The sequence below is a fragment of the Sinorhizobium sp. RAC02 genome (genome assembly GCF_001713395.1).
In the GTDB taxonomy this organism is placed as follows: Bacteria; Pseudomonadota; Alphaproteobacteria; order Rhizobiales; family Rhizobiaceae; genus Shinella.
Genome location: NZ_CP016450.1, coordinates 1,738,101 through 1,753,883 on the forward strand (window position 1 = coordinate 1,738,101; position 15,783 = coordinate 1,753,883).

The 15,783-nt window shown below is 63.0% G+C and carries 17 protein-coding genes; 13 read left to right on the forward strand and 4 right to left on the reverse strand.

Annotated features, from left to right (window positions below):
• Window positions 1-341: 341 nt before the first annotated feature.
• The 5 genes from BSY16_RS08350 (at window position 342) to BSY16_RS08370 (ending at window position 4,570) form a co-directional block, all read left to right on the forward strand.
• Window positions 342-1,106, forward strand: coding sequence for an SDR family oxidoreductase (locus BSY16_RS08350; protein ID WP_069061447.1), 765 nt, complete (start codon window positions 342-344; stop codon window positions 1,104-1,106).
• Window positions 1,103-3,154, forward strand: a complete 2,052-nt coding sequence (gene uvrC / locus BSY16_RS08355) for an excinuclease ABC subunit UvrC (RefSeq protein ID WP_069059226.1) — start codon at window positions 1,103-1,105, stop codon at window positions 3,152-3,154. The genes BSY16_RS08350 and uvrC overlap by 4 nt, the downstream gene beginning before the upstream one ends.
• 104 nt (window positions 3,155-3,258) lie before the next feature.
• Window positions 3,259-3,843, forward strand: coding sequence for a CDP-diacylglycerol--glycerol-3-phosphate 3-phosphatidyltransferase (pgsA, locus tag BSY16_RS08360; RefSeq protein ID WP_069059227.1), 585 nt, complete (start codon window positions 3,259-3,261; stop codon window positions 3,841-3,843).
• Between the two features lies 1 nt (window position 3,844).
• Window positions 3,845-4,099, forward strand: coding sequence for a molybdopterin converting factor subunit 1 (moaD, locus tag BSY16_RS08365; protein WP_069059228.1), 255 nt, complete (start codon window positions 3,845-3,847; stop codon window positions 4,097-4,099).
• Window positions 4,100-4,102: 3 nt separating this feature from the next.
• Window positions 4,103-4,570 carry a molybdenum cofactor biosynthesis protein MoaE gene (locus BSY16_RS08370; protein ID WP_069059229.1) on the forward strand — a complete coding sequence of 156 codons (468 nt, stop codon included), beginning with the start codon at window positions 4,103-4,105 and terminating at the stop codon, window positions 4,568-4,570.
• A gap of 4 nt (window positions 4,571-4,574) precedes the next feature.
• Here the strand turns inward: BSY16_RS08370 and BSY16_RS08375 are convergent, their stop codons facing one another.
• Window positions 4,575-5,471, reverse strand: coding sequence for a branched-chain amino acid ABC transporter permease (locus BSY16_RS08375; protein ID WP_069059230.1), 897 nt, complete (start codon window positions 5,469-5,471; stop codon window positions 4,575-4,577).
• Between the two features lie 112 nt (window positions 5,472-5,583).
• Here BSY16_RS08375 and BSY16_RS08380 point away from each other — a divergent pair, with 112 nt between their 5' ends.
• From BSY16_RS08380 to BSY16_RS08390, 3 genes are all read left to right on the forward strand, one after another.
• Complete coding sequence (locus BSY16_RS08380; protein WP_069061448.1) at window positions 5,584-6,138, forward strand: CGNR zinc finger domain-containing protein; 555 nt, start codon at window positions 5,584-5,586, stop codon at window positions 6,136-6,138.
• Window positions 6,135-6,638, forward strand: a complete 504-nt coding sequence (locus BSY16_RS08385; protein ID WP_069059231.1) for a hypothetical protein — start codon at window positions 6,135-6,137, stop codon at window positions 6,636-6,638. The genes BSY16_RS08380 and BSY16_RS08385 overlap by 4 nt, the downstream gene beginning before the upstream one ends.
• A gap of 77 nt (window positions 6,639-6,715) precedes the next feature.
• A complete protein-coding gene (locus BSY16_RS08390) occupies window positions 6,716-8,131 on the forward strand; it encodes a hypothetical protein (RefSeq protein WP_069059232.1) in 1,416 nt (471 codons plus the stop codon).
• A 71-nt stretch (window positions 8,132-8,202) separates the two neighbouring features.
• Here the strand turns inward: BSY16_RS08390 and ndk are convergent, their stop codons facing one another.
• Window positions 8,203-8,625 (reverse strand): nucleoside-diphosphate kinase, encoded by a 423-nt coding sequence (gene ndk / locus BSY16_RS08395; protein ID WP_069059233.1) that lies wholly within the window; start codon window positions 8,623-8,625, stop codon window positions 8,203-8,205.
• 106 nt (window positions 8,626-8,731) lie between these two features.
• Window positions 8,732-9,421 carry a glutathione S-transferase family protein gene (locus tag BSY16_RS08400; RefSeq protein ID WP_069059234.1) on the reverse strand — a complete coding sequence of 230 codons (690 nt, stop codon included), beginning with the start codon at window positions 9,419-9,421 and terminating at the stop codon, window positions 8,732-8,734.
• Window positions 9,422-9,552: 131 nt separating this feature from the next.
• On the opposite strand from BSY16_RS08400, the gene BSY16_RS08405 reads away from it, so the two are divergent.
• Window positions 9,553-10,065, forward strand: a complete 513-nt coding sequence (locus tag BSY16_RS08405) for a DinB family protein (protein WP_069061449.1) — start codon at window positions 9,553-9,555, stop codon at window positions 10,063-10,065.
• A 37-nt stretch (window positions 10,066-10,102) separates the two neighbouring features.
• Here the strand turns inward: BSY16_RS08405 and BSY16_RS08410 are convergent, their stop codons facing one another.
• Window positions 10,103-10,339: a hypothetical protein gene (locus BSY16_RS08410; protein WP_069059235.1), complete on the reverse strand. Its 237-nt coding sequence runs from the start codon at window positions 10,337-10,339 to the stop codon at window positions 10,103-10,105.
• 397 nt (window positions 10,340-10,736) lie between these two features.
• Here BSY16_RS08410 and BSY16_RS08415 point away from each other — a divergent pair, with 397 nt between their 5' ends.
• From BSY16_RS08415 to BSY16_RS08430, 4 genes are all read left to right on the forward strand, one after another.
• Window positions 10,737-11,033 (forward strand): hypothetical protein, encoded by a 297-nt coding sequence (locus tag BSY16_RS08415; protein WP_069059236.1) that lies wholly within the window; start codon window positions 10,737-10,739, stop codon window positions 11,031-11,033.
• A gap of 186 nt (window positions 11,034-11,219) precedes the next feature.
• A complete protein-coding gene (locus BSY16_RS08420) occupies window positions 11,220-12,299 on the forward strand; it encodes a GGDEF domain-containing protein (RefSeq protein WP_069059237.1) in 1,080 nt (359 codons plus the stop codon).
• Between the two features lie 99 nt (window positions 12,300-12,398).
• Window positions 12,399-14,288, forward strand: a complete 1,890-nt coding sequence (locus BSY16_RS08425) for an ABC-F family ATP-binding cassette domain-containing protein (protein WP_069059238.1) — start codon at window positions 12,399-12,401, stop codon at window positions 14,286-14,288.
• Between the two features lie 228 nt (window positions 14,289-14,516).
• A complete protein-coding gene (locus tag BSY16_RS08430; RefSeq protein WP_069059239.1) occupies window positions 14,517-15,626 on the forward strand; it encodes a TRAP transporter substrate-binding protein in 1,110 nt (369 codons plus the stop codon).
• Window positions 15,627-15,783 lie beyond the last annotated feature (157 nt).

Genomic DNA, 15,783 nt, shown 5'->3' on the forward strand with positions numbered 1-15,783 from the left:
ACGACGCCCTCCCTTGGGAGGCGTTCGGGCATCGTCATTTCTAATTCAGTCCCGCCCGGTTGAGGTGAAATTGAATAAAGATTGAGGAATTGAAAGAGCCAAAATGTGAAATCATTGTGGCATGGCCACGGCACAATTTGGATGTGCCTTTTGCACAACAGGGCATTCGTTAACCATGATTTCAACTAGTCGGAAATTCAGTAAAATGTACTTCAAATTACTTTGAAGTCGCCTTTGCGGTTAATTTTTCCGCAATCAATTGTCCGGGGGAGTTTAAGCCTGCGCAAGGATGGCTATATCTTTGGCCGGTTAATCAAATGAATCGGCAGGATGGATTTTTGTTGAAAAAGCCCTTGAAGACGGCCCTGGTGACGGGCGGCGCAAAACGCATCGGCAAAGCCATCGTGGACGATCTGGCGGCGAACGGCTTTGCCGTCGCCATCCATGCAAACGAATCCCTCGAGGACGCCGAGGCACTGGCCCGCAACCTGCGCGCGCAGGGCGTGACGACCGCTGTCGTGCAATGCGACCTTTCGGACGGCGCGGCAACGGGCAGGCTTATTGCGGCGGCCATTGCAGCAATCGGCCCGCTCGACCTTCTCGTCAACAATGCCTCCCTCTTCAAGCCCGATACGGTCACGGCCTTCGACGACGCACTGTGGGACCGGCATTTCGCCGTGCATGTGAAGGCGCCGTCGATTCTTGCACGCGACTTCGTGCGCCAGCTTCCGGAGGGCATGGCCGGCTCGATCGTCAACATCATCGACCAGCGGGTCTGGAACCCGACGCCGCGCTACTACTCCTATACGCTTTCCAAATCGGCGCTGTGGATGGCGACGCGCACCATGGCGCAGAGCTTTGCGCCGCGCGTGCGCGTCAACGCCATCGGTCCTGGCCCTTCCCTCCCCAACGAGCGCCAGGACGACGCCGATTTCCAGGCGCAGGTGGAGGGCCTCATTCTGCGCCGCGGGCCGGATCTCTCGGAATTCGGCCGCACAGTTCGCTTTTTGTTCGACACGCCATCCATAACGGGGCAAATGATAGCCCTCGATGGCGGGCAGCATCTCGCCTGGGAAACCCCCGATGTCGCGGAGATCGCGGAATGACTGGCCGGAAGGTGGAGGATGGCGGCATCCTCTATGACGAGAACGAAACAGACGACGAGGACGAGCTTCTAGAAAGCCCGGCGGCAGCTGCCGTCGCGCCCGTCATCGCCACCCCCGGCATCGACTGGAACGAAGGCGGCGACGTGCCGGAAGGTGTTCTCGGCGCCGAGCTGATCGAGTTTTTCGTCAAGCGCCTGCCGAACAGCCCCGGCGTCTACCGCATGTTCAATGCCGACGGCGACGTGCTCTATGTCGGCAAGGCGCGCAGCCTGAAGAAGCGCGTGACGAACTATGCGCAGGGCCGCGTCCATTCCAACCGCATCGCCCAGATGGTGCGCCAGACGGCGAACATGGAGTTCGTCACCACGCGCACCGAAACCGAGGCGCTGCTGCTCGAAGCCAACCTCATCAAGCGCCTGCGCCCGCGCTTCAACGTGCTTCTGCGCGACGACAAGTCGTTTCCCTATATTCTTCTCACCGGCGACAGCCGGGCACCGGCGATCTTCAAACATCGCGGCGCGCGCAGCCGCAAGGGCGATTATTTCGGTCCCTTCGCCTCCGCCGGTGCGGTGGGGCGCACGATCAACTCGCTGCAACGCGCCTTCCTGCTGCGCACCTGCACCGACAGCGTCTTCGAAAGCCGCACGCGCCCCTGCCTGCTCTACCAGATCAAACGCTGTTCCGGTCCCTGCACGCACGAGATCCGCGACGCGGACTATGGCGAACTGGTGCAGGAGGCGAAGGACTTTCTTTCCGGCAAGAGCCAGAAGGTCAAGGCGCATATGGCGGAGGCCATGAACGCTGCCGCCGAGGACCTCGATTTTGAACGCGCCGCCGTCTATCGCGACCGTCTGGCCGCACTCAGCCACGTGCAGAGCCACCAGGGCATCAATCCCGCGGGCGTCGAGGAGGCGGATATCTTCGCCATCCATCATGAGGGCGGCGTGTCCTGCATCCAGGTCTTCTTCTTCCGCACCGGACAGAACTGGGGCAACCGCGCCTATTTCCCGAAGGCCGACCCGCAACTGACGGGCGCTGAAGTGCTCAACGCATTCCTCGCGCAGTTCTACGACGACAAGCCCTGTCCCCGGCAAATCCTGCTGTCGGAGACGGTCGAGGAGATGGAGCTGCTGGCGCAGGCGCTCTCCGAACGCTCGAACTACAAGGTGACGATCTCCGTGCCGCAGCGCGGCGAGAAGAAGGACCTCGTCGACCATGTGGTGGCCAATGCCCGTGAAGCGCATGGCCGCAAGCTGGCGGAAACCGCCTCGCAATCGCGCCTGCTGGAAGGTTTTGCCGCGACCTTCAAGCTGCCCACCGTGCCGCGCCGCGTCGAGATCTACGACAACTCGCACATCATGGGCACCAATGCCGTCGGCGGCATGGTGGTGGCGGGGCAGGAAGGCTTCGTGAAGGGGCAGTACCGAAAATTCAACATCAAATCGACCGACATCACGCCCGGTGACGATTTCGGCATGATGAAGGAAGTGATGACCCGGCGCTTCGCCCGCCTGATCAAGGAAGAGGGCCTGCCGGACCGCAGCGCTGCCGATACCGGCGCGGAAGCTGCCGACCTGCCCTTCCCCGCCTGGCCGGATGTCATCCTCATCGACGGCGGCCAGGGCCAGATGACAGCGGTGCGCGCCATCCTCGAAGACCTCGGCATCACCGACCAGGTGATCGCCATCGGCGTCGCCAAGGGCGCTGACCGCGAGGCCGGGCGCGAGCGCTTCTTCATGCGCGGTACCCCGGATTTCTCGCTGCCGCCCCGCGATCCCGTGCTCTATTTCGTGCAGCGCCTGCGCGACGAGGCGCACCGCTTCGCCATTGGCTCGCACCGCGCACGGCGCAAGAAGGAAATGGTCAAAAACCCCCTCGACGAGATCGCCGGCATCGGCCCGACGCGCAAGCGCGCCCTGCTCCAGCATTTCGGCACCGCCAAGGCCGTTTCCCGCGCCGCGATGACCGATATGATGGCCGTCGAAGGCATTTCCGAAAGCGTCGCCCGCCTCGTCTACAACCACTTCCACGACGATGCGGCGGGATAGTAAGGCTGCCACCGTAAATTCGCCAAGAATTGCCGGAAACAAGGTTGACGGCGCTGTCACAAAGACCTCATCTAGCCGGCAACACAGTCGAGACTGAAGAATCCATGGCCTCCCGCGCATACAACATCCCGAATCTCCTCACCTACGCCCGTATCCTGGCGGTTCCGCTGATCGTGCTCTGCTTCTTCATCGAAGGCCGGCTGCAATCGTCGGACTTTGCACGCTGGACGGCGCTCGGCCTGTTTGCTGTGGCGTCGATCACGGATTACCTCGACGGCTATCTCGCCCGGATCTGGAACCAGACGTCGAATATCGGCCGCATGCTCGACCCGATCGCCGACAAGCTGCTGGTCGCTTCCGTGCTGCTGCTGGTGGCCGCCGACGGCACGATTGCCGGCTGGACGATCTGGGCTGCGATCATCATCCTGTGCCGCGAGATTCTCGTTTCGGGCCTGCGCGAATATCTCGCCGACCTGAAGGTCAGCGTGCCGGTGACGCGCATTGCCAAGTGGAAGACGACGATCCAGATGCTGGCGATCGGTTTCCTGCTTGCCGGCCCCGCCGGCGACAAGGTGCTGCCCTACACGACCGAAATCGGCATCGGTATGCTGTGGATCGCAGCGCTCATCACCATGTATACCGGCTATGATTATTTCCGTGCCGGCCTGAAGCACATCGTGGACGACTGAGATGACGAAGCTCGTCTATTTCGCCTGGGTGCGGGAACGGATCGGCAAGGGCGAAGAAGAGATCGACCTTCCCGCCTCCGTCAAGACCGGCAGCGACCTTCTCCGGCACCTGAAGACGCTCGGCGACGACTATGCCCATGCGCTGGAGCATGAGAACGTCATCCGCATTGCGATCAACCAGGAACATGTCGAGCACGACGAACCGATCGCCGGTGCGCGCGAGATCGCCCTCTTCCCGCCGATGACGGGGGGCTGACCCGTGGCCACCGCGGCACCGGTCATCGTCCGCGTTCAGCACGACGATTTCGACGTGGTAGCTGAAACCGCGCGTCTTACGGCCGGGCGGGCGGATGCCGGTGCGATCGTCACCTTCACCGGGCTTTGCCGCGACGAAGGCGGCCGGCTTGCTGCACTGGAATTGGAACACTATCCCGGCATGGCCGAGGCCGAGATCGGCCAGATTTGCCAAGAGGCCGTGGCGCGTTTTTCACTTCTCGGGCTCACTGCCATCCACCGGGTCGGCAAGATCCGGCCTGGCGAAAACATCGTGCTCGTCATCGCGCTCGCCCCCCATCGTCACGCTGCCTTCGACGGCGCATCTTTCGTCATGGATTACCTGAAGACGTCTGCGCCGTTCTGGAAGAAAGAGCATTTTGCCGACGGCCGCACCGGCGGCTGGGTCGACGCCAAGGACAGCGACGACCGGGCGCGGGCGAAGTGGTCTTAGGACCTTACGGCAGCGGCCTTTCGCGCCGAAAGATCACCAGCAGCAGCACGAGCGCGGAAAAGATCACTAGGTCCCGCCAGAGAAAATCGCCATAGGCGCCCCAGAGCGTTTCCGCGAGCCCCATCGCCGCACCACCGAGCGCTGACAAGAGCGGCGCCCCTGCCCCGCCAATCGCGGCGATGAACAGCACTTTCACGCCGAAGACCAGACCGGCGCCGAAATCCATGTTGCCATAGTAGGAGACGGCGAGAATGCCGGTGAGGCTGGCGATCAGCGCCGCCCCCGCATAGGCGGAGAGGTAGACACCCGCGGCATCGACGCCGCACAGCTCTGCCGCCAGCCGGTCTTCCGAAACCGCCCGCCAGCGGCGACCCCAGGCGGAGCGGGCGAGAAACATGTGGCCGATGACGACGATTGCCGCCATGGCCAGCGTGTTTGCCAGTTGCAACACGGTCAAGACGACGGGAAAGGCGGGATCGTTCCAGAACACCACCGGCGTCGCGAGCAGCGGGGGTAGCCAGAGGCTGCGTGTGTCGGAGGCGAGCCGCGCCGTCTCCATCAACACCAGCACGACGCCAAGCGCGGCCACCACAACAGTGTTGTCGGAAGAGAACGCGAGCGGTCGCATGACGTGGCGCCCGATGACGAGGCCGGCGCCGACACCGTAAGACAAGGCGACTGCTGCACCAAAGGCCAACGCGGCGGGCAGAACGAGCCACAACTGCGTCCAGCCGAAACCGGCAAACAGCACGAACATCTGCGCGGCAAAAGCGAAGAGCGCGCCGTAGGCGATATCCGCCCGGCGCGTCACGGCAAAGGCGATCGAGTAGCCGAAGGCAAGCGCCGCATAGAGCGCGGCGACAGGCACGGCATTGGCGATCTGCTGCAGGAAATAGGCCATCGGGTCCGGATGCCTTCCGCGTTCGCGCAATTTCGAAGAGAGCGAACTTTGCGTCTCTTTCATGCGATGAAATATAACTGACAAAACGCCTTTTACCAGTTAGAATATGCTTATGACCTTTTCCTGGACCCCGCATCGTTTTTCCGGCGGTGCACTTGCGCTGGATGTGGCGAACTCCGTCGTGCTGCGCGCCGATCCCGAGCGGCGGATCGATCGTTTTGCCGATCCCGCCGTGATGGACGCCTTTCCCGCCGGGGCAAACAGGCATGGGGGTGAGCGCGATGTCTTCGGCGCGCTTGAGCCGGTCAGCGCGCACGCCCGCACGGGGCTGATCGACCTGCGCGAAGCGATCGACCGGCATTTTCGCGCCGAGATTCTGGAGAGCGGTACGCCCACATTGCTGGCCGATCTGCTGGATGCTATTTCGGCGTCCATACGGCTATCCGGCATGCGCCCGCAGGCGCTCGACACCGCGACCGCCCGCTCCGCGCTTATGCTGGTCGCGCGGCCCGAGCCGGAGCGGCTGAAAATCTGCCCGAACTGCCAATGGCTCTTTCTCGACCGCAGCCGCAACCGTTCGCGCGCTTGGTGCGACATGGCGGTCTGCGGCAACCGGGCGAAGGCCAGCCGCCATTATCACCGCAACCGCGAGGAGCCACGGTTATGAGAAAGTCTTTGCTGATCGCGCTGCCGCTCGTTCTTCTTCTCGCGGCTTGCCAGCGCGAGACGGGGCCGGATCCGCTGAAGCTCACCGGAAAGATGTTCGTCTTCAACTACCGTCTCGCCTATGCGACTTATCTCGTCACCCTGGAACAGACCGAACCCCTGCCGGAAGGCTCCGTCGTGAAGGCCGAATTCGAGAACCCGGCCGGCGGTGCGCCGCTGACACTGGAGCGCAAGATTTTCCCCAACCTGCCAAGGGTCGTGCTGGAAAGCCCGGACATCACCTGTGTGAAAAAAGGCCCGCCCTATAAGGTCACTATCGCCGTTATCGGTCCCGACGGCGGCAGCCTGCAATCGCTGGAGACGCAGGTGACCTCCAGCGCCGACCAGAGCATCCTGCCAGCCAAGGCGCTCGTCGTCGGCCCCGGCTACGAGAAAAATCCGGAGGTCTTCAAGGACGGCAGGGCGCCGGAGCATTTTGAAATGTCTACCTGCCCAACCTAATGAATATTGGGCCTGACGAATATTCGGCAAAGCTCACGCGTCCCGTCTGAAACGGTTCCGACCGGGAGGATACACGCATGAGGTTGCTGCCTGCTCTGGCGATCGGTCTCTTCTTGCTGCCACTGGGTGTCCGGGCCGAAGAACCGCCCGCCTGCCCGGCAAGAGCCGCAATCCTGATGCTTGCGGACACGGTGCTCATCGACCGGCAGAAACTGTCGCGGCTGAAAGCACGAGGCGTGGGGGCCGAGGCAGCCTACCTCAAGATCCGCTATGGCGGCCTTGCCATGGACGCGGCAGCTAAACTCGCCCATGGCCTCAGCGATGCCGGTGTGCGCGAGGCGGCCGATCTCGCCGGCGCCATCGATGCCGTGCGGGGCGGTTTCGATGCGGTATCGAAGGATGCCGGCGACCCCGCCCAACTCGGGGCGCAGATCTCGACCCTGCGCGCGATCCTCCAGCATGGCGACGGGGAGAAACTGCTGGCCATGATTGCCGCCCTACCGGCCGAGAGGCAAATCCGCATCAGCCAGCCGATCGTACCGGCGATCGTGGACTGGCCGGATGAACAGAAGGCCGCCCTTGCCGCATCGGCGGGTCGCCATGGCCTGTTCTTCCTCCAGGCCGGGCTCGTTGCGATGCAGCGCGACCGCACCGCCTGGTCCACCTTCGTGGCCGGCTTCGCGCAACCGGCGAAACTGCGGGATCTGACGCAGGTATGGAGCTGGGCGCCTGCCTTGGTGGGTAACATGGCCTTGCCGCGCGTTCCGGTGCTGGATGCAGCATCCGAAGCCATGCGGCGAAACATCCATATCATATCGATCGCCGCGGCCCGGGAACCGGAACGCGATTTCCTCATGACCCATCTCAACCAGTCCGGCGACGTCGCCGCCACGGTGAAAGCGGCACAAGCTCTTATCGCGGACATCGATACCGGGCGCATCAAGCCGGACGACACGCTCGATGCGGCCTGGCTGACGGCATACCGCGCACTCCGGGCAGCCTCGGAAAACACCGACGCGCTCGATGAGGGGCTCGCGAGCATCCCCTTTTATGGCGTGCGCTCCCAGCGTCCGTCCGGTGATGTTTCGGTGCGTGACATGATCGACCGGCTGATTGCGATCGAGACGCTCACCCCCTTTGTAAAGGGTGACGCCGACGCCGTACCGGATATGCCGGCAGAGCTGAGCGCGAAATTTCGAACGGAATGGCCACTCTGGCTGGAACTGGCCGGGGCCTTGAAAACCGCACCGCTGGCAGCTTTCGCAAAGGACGCCGGCAAGGCGCCCGTCGTCGCCGAACTGCTGTTTGCAGCCGGCGATCCTGCGCGGCTTGCCGATTTCGTTCTCACCACGGAGCCGGTGGAGATCAGGCTGGCGTTGGCAACGGATCTTGCCATGCGGCTCGATCGAACCTGCGCGAGCGTCCTGCATCATCCGGCGGAGGCGATGCTGCTGTCCGGCCAACCGATCTTCAAGTTCGATCCCGCACAATGAAAAACCGGAGCCTTGCGGCCCCGGCTCCAGAATCATTTCAATGCGTTCCGACCGTGGCCGGACAATCCGATTCAGCCGACGATTTCGGTGTCGGAGAACCAGTACTTGATTTCCTGGGCAGCGGTTTCCGGAGCGTCGGAACCGTGAACCGAGTTTTCGCCGATCGACAGCGCATGCGTCTTGCGGATCGTGCCTTCGTCGGCGTTGGCCGGGTTGGTGGCGCCCATGATTTCGCGGTTCTTGAGGATCGCGTTCTCGCCTTCGAGAACCTGGACGATCGTCGGGCCGGAGGTCATGCCTTCAACCAGTTCGCCGAAGAACGGGCGTTCCTTGTGAACGGCGTAGAAACCTTCGGCTTCGCGCGTGCTCATCCAGACGCGCTTGGAAGCAACGACGCGGAGGCCTGCATCTTCGAGCATCTTGGTGATGGCGCCGGTCAGGTTGCGCTTCGTTGCGTCCGGCTTGATCATCGAAAAGGTGCGTTCAATCGCCATTTTCACATTTCCCTTGGTTTTGTCCGGTGAAAGTGGCGGTTCCATAGCCGCCAACGCCCGGCAAAACAAGGGGGGAGCGGTGATTGGCAATGTCAGGGGTAAAGTTTCACGCAGCCGTCACACGATGGCCGACGCCATCGTGCAGATCGAGGCAGCGGCGGAACCAGTCCGCCACCGGGTCATCCTCGGCGAGCACGCTGGTGCCTGCCGTGGTGCGCAGCCATTGCAGCGCGCCAAAGACGATGTAGTCCGGGAAAAGCGGGCTTTCGCCACCGATGAAGGGCTGGATCTTCAGCATGTTGCGCAATGGTTGGAGTTTTTTGGCAAAATCCGCGATCTCCGCCTTGCCGGCAGCGGCGATGTCCTCGAGCGAGGCGCCGAGGCGCTCCTCCCGGCTCCGACGGAAGTACGCCTGGTCCGTCGGGCCGAGCAGATTGTGGATGTCGAGGATGGCGATGCGGGTGATGGCCATGTGCAGGGTCGATTGCGACCAGTTCTCGATGAAACGGGCCATCGCCTTGCCGCCTTCACCGCCGAACAGCGACGGCCGGTCGGGATAGGCCTCGTCGAGATAGAGCGCGATGGCAAAACTGTCGTGTACCAGCCGCTCGCCGTCGCGCAGCAGCGGCACCGTCGCCGCGCCGCCGCCCTCGATGGCCGGGATCTCGGTGAAGCAGACCGGCACTGTCTCGTAGTCGAGGCCCTTGTGCGCAAGCGACATCACCGTCTTCCAGACATGGGGTGAAAACTGGCGTGTCCTGTCGGCGCCGGAGAGCGCATAGAGCAGTCGGGTCATCAGGGCCTCTTCATTTGCTTTCGTCTATTGAAAAGCAGCGCGGCCGACTGTGCAAATCAGATAATTTCATGGATGACATTCACGCCGCCGATGCGGGTTTCCGCTATGGTCCAGCGATCAGGGAGACCTCAATGCGCGACCACTACCGCCTGCTTGCCGCCTACAATGCCTGGGCCAACCGCGTCCTCTACGAAGAAGTCGGCAAGCTCGACGATGCCGCCTATCGCCAGAATCTCGGCGCGTTCTTCGGCTCGCTGCACCGTACGCTGAACCATCTGCTGACCGCAGACCGTATCTGGATGAAGCGTTTTACCGGGGAAGGCGATGCGCCCAGCAGCCTCGACACCATCCTGCACGAGGATTTCGCGGGCCTGCAGGCGGCGCGGCAGGTGGAGGATGCGCGGCTGTCAGCCTTTGCCGATTCGCTGACGGAGGAAAGGATCGCGGCCGATTTCACCTACAGCCCGCTCACCAACCCGGCGATCGTTCGCCATCCGCTCGGCCCGGCGCTGGCGCATCTCTTCAACCACCAGACCCACCATCGGGGTCAGTGTCATGGCATGCTGACGGCGGTCGGCGGCCCAAGCATTACGCTGGACCTGATCTATTTCGCCCGCACCGAGGGCGCGGCTTTCCTGAAATAGGACCAGCCGAAAGGTCGTATGCTGTCTCGTCTGTCGACTATCGTCTCGGCAGCATGGCGCGACCGGCATTGCGGATGGACAGGGCCGAGTCGGCCATCTGGGCAATCAGCCCGGCTTCCATGGCGGCGGCCAGGGCGTCCTTGTATTCCTGGCCGGCAAGGCCGTGCTTCTTGGAATGGCTTTCGACGGCACCGCGCGTGGCAGTCGGGGAAATTCCGTAGCGCGGATTGTGGAAAGCATTGACGATGATCTGGTTCTTCTCGTCGGGGGTCATGGGTCGCTCTCCAGTGATGTTTCCGTCGTGCTACTCCAATGTGGGCCAGGTAGATAGGGCCAAAACCCTCAATCTCTCGCCCCAACCACGAACAAAGACGGAACTTCCGCCTCCAGACGGTGAAAAAGCCGTGATTGCGGCCACCCTGCACCGCGCGCCGATGATTCTTCACGCGCAACCGAAAGTACAACACCCCCTAAATTTTAGGGCGAGTGGTACTTCCGGTTCCTGCAATAGGAGTGATACAGTCGCATGATATGGAAGCGCTCGGCATCGATCTTGGGGGCTGCTTCGTCCTGTTACCAAAGTGACAGGCACGGGCGATCGGTGATGAGATAGTCGCTGCCATTGGGGCTAACGCCGAACGGCGCCGGCCTCACCTGAGAGAGGAAAAACAATGGCAAGAACGACCGAAGAGTGGGCAGCCCTGCTCGGCAGTACGCTTTGCAAGATGGCACGGGTCTACGGCACCGATGCCCCGAATGCCTATCTGCCGGAGGAGTGCTATCCGGTAATCGAGAAGACCTTCGAGGTGGCGCTGAAGGAGGCGCGCGCCGAGGGCTATGCGGCCGCCATGCGCGAGCTTCAGCAGAACCGCGCGCCGCGCACCAAGGAGCCTGCCCGGGAGCCTGCGCGCGCAACGATGATCGGGCAGATGATGCGGGTCATCCCGCTCGCCCGCCGGACGGCCTGACCAATCCTGGCGGCGGCAGGGATGCGCGCCGCCGCACGCCGGAGCGACAGGCGCCTTTGCGTTTTGTCCACTCCGGCTCAATCTTCTTTCAGCACACGCAAAATTAACCGCGCAATCCGATAGTTACGCCGATTGACTCAACCCGAGCGCACGCACCCGCCGCTGCGCTCCATGTAACGGCGTTTCATGAGCAGCAAACCCACCTCCGCCCCGAAAGATCCGCAGGCGACCGTTCCGCCGATCACGGCGCGCATTGCGCATGTCATGGCCAATCTCGGCATTGCCGGGCTGCCGCGGAATTATGAACTGCTGTTCGAGGCGCTGAGCGGCAACGCCGGCGTCGCACGCGAGATCGCGGCACTCGGCAAGGCGCCGGAGCAGGCTGCGCTCGATTCGATTGCGCTGCGCCATTCGTTGCCGAGCCACAATGTGCTCGCCGCCGGCCAGGCCGCGGGCGAGGCCGTGCGGGTGCTCTCCGAAGTCGCGGAAACCACCGAGTCGAGCCGCCGGCAGCGCGCGGCCGCCATACAGGAACTGGAAGAGATCGCCGCGCGCATGGGCAAGGATCCCGTGCTCGGCATTTCTGATTTCGCCAGTGACACGGTCCGCCTGCTATCCATCCTGCGCGATATTCTGGGCACCGACCGCTCCGCCGCAACGCGGATCGAAGACCTCCAAGCCCATCTCGACGGCCTGCGTTCCGGCCTCGCCGTCAGCCGCGAGGCGCTGACGCACGACCCGGTGACGGGCCTTGCCAACCACGCCGCGCTGCTCGGGCGGCTGAAAGTGTTTTTCCAGACCGAAGCCGCCGACGGCACGTCTGCCCTCCTCCTGTTCCGCGTCGAGCAATTGCGGGAATTCGCCGAGACGCACCCGGCGGGTGCCGCCGAAAAGACGCTGAAACGGCTTGCCGCCATTTTCCGCCGCTCCGTCAAGAAGGACGATTTCGTCGCCCGCACCGGGCCGGACCTGTTCTGTCTTTTGCTTTCCGATGTCAGCCGCGAGATTGCGGTCACCATCGCACGGCGCATCGCGGGCAGCGTTGCGGAAAAGCCGTTTCCCTTCATGAACCGCGAGTTGCCTGCCGGCTTCCTCACGCTGACGGCCGGCATTTCCATGAGCGATTCGGCCAATTCACCGATGATGTTCTACGATCAGGCCGACCAGGCGCTCGCCTATGCCGCGGAGACGGACATTGCGTTGCGCATCTATTCCGCAGAGGTGGCAGATCGGGCTGGTCGCGGCTATCGCAATTCCGCCGCCTGAAGGCATGCCTTCGGGGGCCACCCGACCCCAGCCTTTTTGACGCGATTGCGGGCACAAAACCGCTTCGCACTTTTGCAGGAATTGCTCTATAGACCCGGCATGATCACGATTTCCGGCCTCACCGCCCGCATTGCCGGGCGTCTCCTCATCGATAACGCATCCCTTTCGCTGCCGAGCGGCGTGAAGGTGGGTCTCGTCGGGCGCAACGGCACCGGCAAGTCCACGCTGTTTCGCATCATCACCGGCCAGCTTGCCTCCGAGGCCGGCAGCATCTCGCTGCCGAAGAATGCGCGCATCGGCCAGGTGGCACAGGAAGCGCCGGGCACGGACGAATCGCTGATCGAGATCGTGCTGGCCGCCGACAAGGAGCGCGCCGCCCTGCTGAAGGAAGCGGAAACCGCGACCGACCCGCACCGCATTGCCGAAATCCAGACGCGGCTCACCGATATCGGCGCCCATTCGGCCGAATCGCGGGCCGCAAGCATCCTTGCCGGCCTCGGTTTCGACCACGAGGCGCAGCAGCGGGCCGCCAAGAGCTTTTCGGGTGGCTGGCGCATGCGCGTGGCGCTGGCGGCCGTGCTATTTTCCGAGCCGGACCTGCTGCTTCTCGACGAACCGACCAACTATCTCGATCTCGAAGGCACGCTGTGGCTGGAAGACTATGTGCGGCGCTATCCGCACACCGTCATCATCATCAGCCATGACCGCGACCTGCTCAACACCGCGGTCAACGCCATCGTGCATCTCGACCAGCAGAAGCTGACCTTCTATCGTGGCTCCTACGACCAGTTCGAGCGGCAGAAGGCCGAGAACGACGAACTTCAGATGAAGGCGAAGGCCAAGAACGAGGCCGCGCGCAAACATCTGCAAAGCTTCATCGACCGCTTCAAGGCGAAGGCCACCAAGGCCAAGCAGGCGCAGAGCCGCGTCAAGGCGCTGGAGCGCATGGGCACGGTCGCCGCCGTCATCGAGACGCATGTGCAGCCGATCACCTTTCCGGAGCCGGAAAAGCAGCCCGCATCGCCGATCGTCGCCATCGAAGGCGGCGCCGTCGGCTACACGCCGGGCCAGCCGATCCTCAAGCAGATCAACCTGCGCATCGACAATGACGACCGCATCGCGCTGCTCGGCTCGAACGGCAACGGCAAGTCGACCTTCGCCAAGTTCATCTCGGGCCGGCTGGAGGCCGAATCGGGCACCGTCAAGCGGGCGCCAAGCCTCAAGATCGGCTTCTTCGCACAGCACCAGCTCGACGACCTCGTGCCCGAGCAGTCGCCCGTCGAACATGTGCGCCGGCTGATGCCGGAGGCGCCGGAGGCCAAGGTGCGTGCGCGTGTGGCGCAGATGGGCCTTGCCACGGAAAAGATGTCCACACCCGCCAAGGACCTTTCCGGTGGCGAAAAGGCGCGCCTGCTGATGGGCCTTGCCGCCTTCGACGCGCCGAACCTGTTGATCCTCGACGAACCGACGAACCATCTCGACATCGACAGCCGCCGCGCGCTGATCGAGGCGCTGAACGATTACGAAGGCGCCGTCATCCTGATCTCGCATGACCGCCACCTCATCGAGGCGACCGTCGACCGGCTGTGGCTGGTCAACAACGGCACGGTGAAGACCTTCGACGGCGACATGGAGGAGTATCGCAGCATTATCGTCCAGTCTGGCAAGAAGGACGACAAGGACAAGGCAGCCTCCAACGGCGGCGATACGGCCAACAAGGCGGACCAGCGCAAGGCCAATGCGGACCGGCGCGCCCAGTTCGCGCCGCTCAAGAAAAAGATCAACGAAATCGAATCGCTGACGGCGAAACTGCACAAGCAGATTCAGCTTCTTGACGCAGAACTTGCGGACCCGGTGCTCTACGAAAAGAGCCCGGCGAAGGCCGCCGAGAAGGCAAAACTTCGCGCTATGGCCGTCGACAAGCTGAACGACGCCGAGGAGCAATGGCTGGAGCTGTCGGCCGAATACGAAGAGGCGATGGCCGGGTAATAAATCCCGCCCAGGCGCTATCGCGGCAGCGAAACCCGTCGCTCCAATTCAAGAAACGCACAAAAAACAGGCAGATAGCTGAAAACGCTCCCTAAGACGAAAGTCGTAGGGAAGCCTTTGCCCGTTCTTTCCCTCCTTGGCTTGAAACCCCTAACCCGACATGATTAGCTCCCGCGTGATGACACGAGAGCAGGGAGAGGAGCCCTGCTCGCCATTGGGAGGAAATCTATGGATCGTCGTTCATTCATCAAGAAGGCCGGTGTTGCCGGCGTGGGCGGTGCAGCCGCGACCATACTTGCAGCGCCGGCAATTGCGCAGACCAATCCGAAGATCACCTGGCGCCTGACCTCGTCGTTCCCCAAGGGGCTCGACACGATCTATGGCGGCGCGGTGACCTTCGCGAAGTACCTTTCCGAAGCGACCGACGGTAATTTCGAGATTCAGCCCTTTGCGGCCGGTGAACTGGTGCCCGGCCTTCAGGCCGCCGACGCCGTCTCCGCCGGCACGGTCGAGGCCTGCCACACCGTCGCCTACTATTACTGGGGCAAGGACCCCACCTGGGCGCTCGCAGCCGCTGTTCCCTTCGCGCTCAACGCGCGTGGCATGAACGCCTGGCACTACCATGGCGGCGGCATCGACCTCTGCAACGAATTCTTCGCCACGCAGAACATCTACGCCCTGCCCGGCGGCAATACTGGCGTGCAGATGGGCGGCTGGTTCCGCAAAGAAATCAAGACCGTCGAGGACCTCAAGGGCCTCAAGATGCGCATCGGGGGCTTTGCCGGCGCGATCGTCGCCAAGCTCGGCGTCATCCCGCAGCAGATCGCCGGCGGCGAAATCTACCAGGCACTGGAAAAGGGCACGATCGACGCCGCCGAATGGGTCGGTCCCTATGACGACGAGAAGCTCGGCTTCCAGAAGGTCGCGCCCTACTACTACTATCCGGGCTTCTGGGAAGGCGGCCCGACCGTGCACCTGATGTTCAACAAGGCGAAGTACGACGAGCTGCCGAAGCACTACCAGTCGCTGATGCGCACGGCGGCGCAGGCGACCGACGCCAACATGCTCCAGAAGTACGACTACCTGAACCCGACGGCGATCAAGAAGCTCGTCGCCTCCGGCGCACAGTTGCGGCCCTTCACCCCGGAAATCCTGACCGCCTGCTTCGAGCAGTCGGAAAAGACCTATGCCGAGATCGAAGGCAGCAACGCCAACTTCAAGAAGATCTGGGATTCCATCAAGGCCTTCCGCAAGGAAACCTTCCTGTGGCAGCAGGTGGCGGAGTACACCAACGACACCTTCATGATGCAGCTACAGCGCGCCGGCAAGCTCGGCTGAGCTGGCATTCAGACGGCGGGATCCATGATCCCGCCGTCTTCGTTTCATCCGGAGCAAAAATGCATCATTCTGCAGCGACTGTCGCGCATCAAGGACGCGAAGCGCTGCAGGCTCCGGCACCGGACAATCCGTTCATTGAAAACGGAGGGAGGGGAAC